The organism is Ruminococcus callidus ATCC 27760, assembly GCF_000468015.1.
In the GTDB taxonomy this organism is placed as follows: Bacteria; Bacillota; Clostridia; order Oscillospirales; family Ruminococcaceae; genus Ruminococcus_C; species Ruminococcus_C callidus.
The window spans coordinates 41,994-49,233 of the sequence record NZ_KI260452.1; the positions used below are offsets into that span (position 1 = coordinate 41,994).

A 7,240-nucleotide genomic window follows, 5' to 3' on the forward strand; every position below is an offset into this window, starting at 1 on the left:
CCGTCAGGCGGGCTTTATGCAGTGTTTCCCTAAGATAAAAAAGAGCAGGTACTTTGCGGTATCTGCTCTTTTGATTATGGTATGAATTTCGTTGAGAAACCAATTGGACAGTTAATGCAAACGGAAATAACTGTCCGAAGCTGCAAACCAGAACGGTTATTTCGGAATAAACGTTGGGTGTTTGTCAAACGTTTTTTTCAACACATGATGCCCCAAAACAAACTGCCCCTGTAAGCCATTACGCTTACAGGGGCAGTGCTTTTTATGATCGCGATTGCAAATTTGTTCGGATTACTCTGCAACTTCCGGCAGGTTCTTGATGATCTGTACCAAGAACTTCAGCAGGGAAACCGCATCGTCAGAACCGACTTCACCGTTTGCATTGCAGTCTGCATTCTTTGCAGCCTGTGCGGCCAGAGATACTGCTCCGGCAGCTGCCTTGTTCAGAAGTACTGCATCGGTGATGTCCACTCTGCCGTCCAGATTGGTGTCGCCATAGAGTGTTGCTCCTGCCGGTACTGTGGCGGTGTTCTTGCCAGAAGCCGTTGTAGAAACGCCGGTGGAGTCAGTGGTCTGGGGGAGTGTGGTTACGATCGTGGTAGCAATTGTAGTAGATGCAGCAGAATCCTTAGTAGAAGCCGCTGTGGAAACGGTTGTGGTGCTGGTTGTTGTGGTGGTTGCTTTGGTTGTCTGTGTGGTATCTGTGGTGACCGGCTTCGGGTCTTCAGAACCGTTGACTTTGCCGACTACGATGCCGCAGCCGACAGTGGACATATAAACGGTGCCAAAGGTGTTCATGTCGCCGACCAGATAGTTACCGTTGCCGGTACCGCCGTACAGGTGGTTCTGGTTGATGAGTACCCAGCTCTTGCCGCAGTCGGTAGAACGATAGATGCCTTCCGGATCAGAATCTGCCGGCTTGCCGTACATATACAGGGTGTAGGGATCGCCGTCCTTTGCTGCTGCACCATAGCCCATGGTCTTGCAGTAGCTGACGCTGTCCATCTTGGTGATGGTCTTGCCGTAGTCGGTTACCAGATATGCGCCGTAGTAGCCGGCTGCAATGGCAAATGTGCCCTCGTCCAGATAAGCAATGCGGTATGCGCCGTCGCACTGGTCGTACTGGCAAACGGTCTGGTTGTTCTTAAAAGTCTTGCCGTAGTCATCGCTGACCATCAGGATGTAGCGAGCATCGGTGATATCGGCCTTCGGCTTGCTGTAGAAATAAGAGGAGTTGTAGTAATAGCCGTATGCATAGACATACTGCGGATTTTTTTCATCCACGCACATCCAGATGGTGCTGGACAAGCTGTCGCTGGTGGAAGCGGTGTTCCAGGTCTTGCCGAAGTCATCGGTATAAGCGATCTTACCGCTGCTGCTGACCAGAATGCGGTAGGTGCCGTCCTCCAGCTGGTTGATGGCTGCCTTCGCACCGGAGCACGGAATGTTCGGCAGCTCCTGCCATGTGGTGCCGTCTGTGGTGTAGTAGCCCAGTGCGCTGCCCTCAGACAGACGTACCATCACGTCCGGATTTGCCGGGCAGTATGCAATACCGGCAGTAGAAGCAGTGGTGCTGGTCAGCTTGTTCATGCTGGGAGTCAGCTGGGTTGCAGTGCCGTCTGCATTGTGATAGAAGCCGTCATAGTCACCGATGACCGAAACCGGATCCTTGCCCGGACGGCTGATGAAGTCCAGAGATACCACTTCTTCAATGCCGTCTGCGGCAAAGCGAATGGTGGGGCATTCTGCCCAGGTATCCTCACAGGTGAAAACGCCGTTACCGGAAACCACCCAGAACTGGTCGCTGTTTCTCGGATCCAGTGCGATGCAGCCGGACCAGTGGATCGCCTTGTCCCGAATCCAGCTGTGACCGCCGTCCTGCAAATAGTTTGCAATCAGCGGCCCATTCCAGTATGCAGTGTTGCCGGGAGTCATTTCTGTCCAGGTTTCGCCGCCGTCTTCCGACTTGAAGAAACGGTCGCCCCATGCAATGGCATCTCTGTCCCAGGCATCAGCAGTCCAAGACTGGGAGTACCACTGTGCGCAAGTGGTTGCCACCAGCTTGTTGGCATCCTTCGGGTCACTTGCTACTGCGCCATAACCGACATTCAGCTTTGTGGCAGTACCGTTGGAAGTTGTAGTCGGTGTAATATCTTTCAGTTCGTCGGTCTTGGGGTTATACTTATAAGCATAACCAGTGCCGCTGTCGAACATCAGACCGTTGATGTAGGTGATCAGCAGGTTGCCGTCCGGATCCAGATTGATTCTGGAGGGCATCTGCTCGGTGGGCAGATCTTCGCTCAGGGGCTTGAAATCGTCGCTGCCGACTTCTGCCACGTGGAGGTTTGCCTTGCCCTTGACGGAAGTGCCGACGTAGACCTTGCCGTCTGTAATTTTAATCGTAGCAATACCATTGACGTTCAGGTATTCGTCATCTGCGACAGATCTTACCATATGCTCTGTCCAGGTCGGCCATTTGATGCTGTATTCGAACAGCCCCAGCTTATCATAGCCCATGACCGGACTCCAGGTGTCGCCGCCGTCCTCACTCATAATGAGGGCAGAATCGCCGGCAGTGGCATCGCCGCCGCAGTAGATGATATTCGGGTTGTCCGGATCCACGGCGATTGCCTCACCGGTCTGTCTGCCGTAGCCGTTGCCGTGTACCTGAATCAGATCGGTAACGTCGATCTCTTCAAAGGTTTCGCCGGCATCGCGGGAACGGAAAATGACGGTTCGTGCATCGCTGAAATATGCACAGCCGCACAGCAGATACAGGGTGTCGTCATCGTTGGGGTCAACGCACATGGCATCAACGCTCAGGAAGCCGCGGTCAGCTTCGTTCAAGAAGTCCAGCAGCTGAACCCATTTTTTCTGTTCATAGTCATAGCGGTATGCACCGCCTACGTCGGTACGGGCATACATCTGATCGTCACCGGTGACGATACCGGAAACAAAGCCGCCGCCGGCAATGTTCAGTGTATCCCAATCCATAGAGGATTCGATCGAGTCCGCAGCAGATGCCGTCAGCGGCTGGCTGATGCCGGCAGTGCCGATTCCCGTGCACAGCAATGCGGCTGCGGTGAGCACGGAAATGATTTTTTTCTGTTTGGTCATGGAGTTTCCCCTTTCAAAAATTCCCGAACCGTTCGTGCAGTTCGGCTCGCACGGTTCCTTTGTTGCAGACAGTCTGGTAAGCCTTCTGTCCACGTTCTTACTTATTATAGCATGCTTTGTGCAGGTTTTCAAGAATGAAATCACATGTGCCGTAAAATTTGTGCAGATTGGCAGTTTACAAGAGCAATTTTCTGACAAAATGCACAAATTGCTGAAAACGCACAATTTAGAGATACGATATTTGTGGAATTTGTCAAATGACAGGAGCGGGAAAGTGTGGTATAATACAAGAGATGTAACCGCTTTGTAAGATTTGAACCGGCTTTTGTTGCAATTATTACAATTTGGAGAAAAAGCAGGAAAACCGGAGAAAAGAAATGAGAAAGAGAAAGGGAAGTCGTTATGGCAAGGCGAACCAAAGACAACGTCTGGGACAAGTTTTCCAGAATCGGTGTCATTTTAGTGTTATTATACGTGATGTTTATCATTCTGGGATTTGCAGTCCGGCTGCTGTTCTTCTCCGATGAACGGGGCACCAGCATTATTCCGGAGGGCAATGGCGTTGTGGCTTCTGCGGAGGGCACTTCTGCACAGAGCACTGCCGCATCGGAAACTGCCACCACCAATGAGAACATTCTGGATCTGTCTGTGGACAAGACTTATCTGGCAGTGCTGGAGGGTGGTACCGCCGGCATTGCGGTGAACATGTCCACCACCGGTGCGGCAAGTGCCGGCGATCTCCTTTGGAGCAGCAGCGATGAAACGGTTGCAACCGTAGACAATGCAGGCACTGTGACCGGTGTCAGGGCGGGCAAGTGTGACATCACCGTTTCTGTAAAAGGAAATGATGCCATTGCCCAGACCGTTCCGGTGACAGTCCGGCATCTGGAACAGAAAGACGGCTGCACTTACGTAGACGGGATCCTAATCGTAAACAAGAGCTACGGTTTGCCGGAAAGCTATGATCCGGGACTGGATTCCACCACAAAGGCTGCCTTTGAACAGATGAAAGCCGACGCTGCCAAGGAGGATCTGAACCTGTATATCGGTTCGGACTTCCGCGATTATGCATATCAGGTGAAGATCTACAACAACTATAACGATCTGTACGGCTGGGAAATGGCAGATACCTTTTCCGCCCGTCCGGGATATTCCGAGCACCAGACCGGACTGACCATTGACTGCAACACCATTGATGATGCCTTTGGTGAAACCGCAGAAGCGGTATGGCTGGCAGAGCATTGTGCAGACTACGGCTTCATTATCCGTTTTCCGGACGGTAAGGAAAACATCACCGGCTATCAGTACGAACCGTGGCATATCCGCTATGTGGGCGTGGATACCGCAAAGGAGATCATGTCGCAGGGTTTGACGCTGGAAGAATATCTGGGCGTGCAGTCGGAATATGCAGGACCTTGGGAAGGTTAATAACAGATATGTAAGAGATCTCCGTGCCCCTGAGGTGCGGAGATTTTTTGTGCGGTATTGCCTATAGTATGGAGGTCAGATGCAATGTACCATTACAGTATCTGCACGATTGCAGACGAAGTGATCTTTCAGAAACAGTGCAGGGCACTGGAAACGCATCTCCCGCATCTGGTCAAGGACGAACTGCTGGAAGATGTGGACGGTTCGCTGATGCAGCGGTATTGGCTGGACGGAAAAATGATTCGGGTTTATAACAGCAATGACATTCGTTCCGTTTATATTGACTCGGAAGTGGAACTGGAACCGTATTTCAAGGACAAGAGCAGGGAAAAAACGCCACTTGCAGAATGACTTTTGCCCCGCACCATAAAAAAGAATCCGAAAATCCAAAAAAAATTTCAAAAAACTATTCCAAAATACAGAAAAGTGTGCTATAATAGTAGCAGAGCCGTCCAACCGCACAGCGATTTGCGGCAAAACTATCAAAAAAGAGGTTTTTGACATGGAAATCAAAAAACAACTGACGACTTGTCCGAAAGAAAAACCCAAGGACGAGAGCAAGCTTGGATTCGGTCATATCTTCACTGACCACATGCTGGTAATGCCCTATGATGAAGGACAGGGCTGGCACGATCCGGTGATCATGCCCTATGGTGATATTACCCTTAGCCCGTCTGCAATGTGCCTGCACTATGGTCAGACCGTGTTCGAAGGTCTGAAGGCATATCGCCGTGCCGACGGCGGTGTACAGCTGTTCCGTCCGGACGAAAACTTCAAGCGTCTGAACCGTTCCAACGAGCGTCTGGTCATTCCGGAACTGCCGGAGGAACTGGGACTGCAGTGTCTGAAAGAACTCATCTCTGTGGAAAAGGACTGGGTTCCGCACACAGAAGGTGCTTCCCTGTACATTCGTCCGTTTATTTTTGCAGTAGATCCGTTCCTCGGCGTACATCCGGGTGAACACTATCTGTTCATGATTATTCTTTCTCCGTCCGGTCCGTACTATGCTTCCGGTCTGGATCCGGTCAATATCTACGTAGAAAACAAGTACGTTCGTACTGTCCGCGGCGGTATGGGTTATGCCAAGACCGGCGGTAACTATGCGGCTTCTCTGCACAGCCAGGCTGATGCTTATGAGCAGGGCTATTCGCAGGTTCTGTGGCTGGACGGCGTAGAGCAGAAGTACATCGAAGAAGTTGGTGCCATGAACATCGCTTTCGTCATTGACGGCGAAGTGGTAACACCGTCTTTGGAAACCGGCTCCATTCTGTCCGGTATCACCAGAAAGTCTGCTCTGGAACTGTGCCGTTCCAAGGGCATTCCGGTTTCGGAACGCCGCATCACCATTCAGGAAATTGCCGATGCATATGACGCAGGCAAGCTGTCCGAAGTATTCGGTACCGGTACCGCTGCGGTCATCTCTCCGGTAGGTCACCTGAAGTGGGGCGACAAGGTCATGACGATCAACAACAACAAGATCGGACCGGTTTCCCAGATGATCTATGATACCCTGACTGGAATTCAGTGGGGCAAGATTCCGGACGAATTCGGCTGGATCGTACCGATCGACTGAGCATGCTGCGAAAGATTCTTTCTCCCGAAACCTGTGCAGCCTGCCGGCTCTGCTGCGGGTTTGACTGTACAGACACGTGGGAATTTCCGGTACTGCCGCAGGAAACGGTGGAAGCCATGCACCGTATGGGTGTTTCGCCGAAGCTGGTTCCGGCGGGAGAGGAGCAGACATTTGCGGCACCGCCGCTGCGGGGCGAGGAACTGTTCTTCTGTCCCATGCTCTGCGAAACCGGCTGTACCATGGGGTCGGAAAAGCCCTTTGACTGCAAGGTCTGGCCGTTCCGCATGATGCGGGATTTGGCTGGCAATGTGCGTGTCGCTGTGGCGGGATATTGTCCCGGCATGGAACGCTATACCGATGAGCAGCTGGAAACATTTCTGGCGGAAGAAGGCTTGGGCAAGCTGCTGCTGGCATATGCCGCAGAGCACCCTGCACATGTGAAGCCCTATTCCAAAGAATATCGTTTTCTGAACGTGTAAAACAAAAGGAGTTACTTTGCTCTCAAGCAAGGTAACTCCTTTTTTCTGTCTTATACTACGCCGGCAGAATTCCGGATCTCCGCGTCCAGTGCCGCCAGCAGATGATTCCATGTGGCAGCATCTACCACACCGTCTGCCGGCAGCGGCGTGTAGCTTTGGAACTGCTTCACGGCATTCTGGGTGGCAGTGTCAAATACACCGCTGTTGCTGATCGGCGGGATCTTCGGAAAATTGTTCTGAATTGCCTGCAAAATGCCTTGTATCACGAAAACAGCACCGCCCGTATCGCCCAGCGTGTAGGCGGTGATGCCGGTGGGAAACAGTGCCAGATGCAGTACCGGTGGACGAACCTCCTGCAAATATGCCTGTGCAACAGCGTTCCATGTGGCAGTGTCAGTTTCACCGGTTGCCGGCATGTGGTTCTGCTGCTGGAACTGCCGTATTGCCTCAATGGTTTTCTCTCCATAGATGCCGTCCGGTATTATATGTGGCAGCTGCTGTATGTGGGAAATGCCGTGGAGATACCCCTGTAATTCCCGAATGTGTTGTTGCTTCTGTAACTCTGTGTACGCCATGTGTCACCCTCCTTAAGGAAACACTGAATAAAGTTTGTGCGTAAGATGCGTAGTCAGATTTTTCGGCA

6 protein-coding genes are annotated in these 7,240 nt (G+C 51.9%); 4 read left to right on the plus strand and 2 right to left on the minus strand.

Going from position 1 to position 7,240, the window contains the following annotated elements:
• Positions 1-291: 291 nt before the first annotated feature.
• Complete coding sequence (locus RUMCAL_RS11275; protein WP_021683013.1) at positions 292-3,117, minus strand: dockerin type I repeat-containing protein; 2,826 nt, start codon at positions 3,115-3,117, stop codon at positions 292-294.
• A gap of 402 nt (positions 3,118-3,519) precedes the next feature.
• On the opposite strand from RUMCAL_RS11275, the gene RUMCAL_RS14790 reads away from it, so the two are divergent.
• The 4 genes from RUMCAL_RS14790 (at position 3,520) to RUMCAL_RS11300 (ending at position 6,597) form a co-directional block, all read left to right on the plus strand.
• On the plus strand, positions 3,520-4,545 hold the full coding sequence (locus RUMCAL_RS14790; RefSeq protein ID WP_021683015.1) for a D-alanyl-D-alanine carboxypeptidase family protein: 1,026 nt from the start codon (positions 3,520-3,522) through the stop codon (positions 4,543-4,545).
• Positions 4,546-4,629: 84 nt separating this feature from the next.
• Entirely contained in the window at positions 4,630-4,896 is a 267-nt protein-coding gene (locus RUMCAL_RS11290; protein ID WP_021683016.1) for a hypothetical protein, read from the plus strand.
• 151 nt (positions 4,897-5,047) lie between these two features.
• On the plus strand, positions 5,048-6,118 hold the full coding sequence (locus tag RUMCAL_RS11295) for a branched-chain amino acid aminotransferase (RefSeq protein ID WP_021683018.1): 1,071 nt from the start codon (positions 5,048-5,050) through the stop codon (positions 6,116-6,118).
• 2 nt (positions 6,119-6,120) lie between these two features.
• Complete coding sequence (locus RUMCAL_RS11300) at positions 6,121-6,597, plus strand: hypothetical protein (RefSeq protein ID WP_021683019.1); 477 nt, start codon at positions 6,121-6,123, stop codon at positions 6,595-6,597.
• Between the two features lie 50 nt (positions 6,598-6,647).
• On the opposite strand, the gene RUMCAL_RS14795 is transcribed toward RUMCAL_RS11300, so the two are convergent.
• Positions 6,648-7,172: a peptidoglycan-binding domain-containing protein gene (locus RUMCAL_RS14795; RefSeq protein WP_021683020.1), complete on the minus strand. Its 525-nt coding sequence runs from the start codon at positions 7,170-7,172 to the stop codon at positions 6,648-6,650.
• Positions 7,173-7,240: the final 68 nt, after the last annotated feature.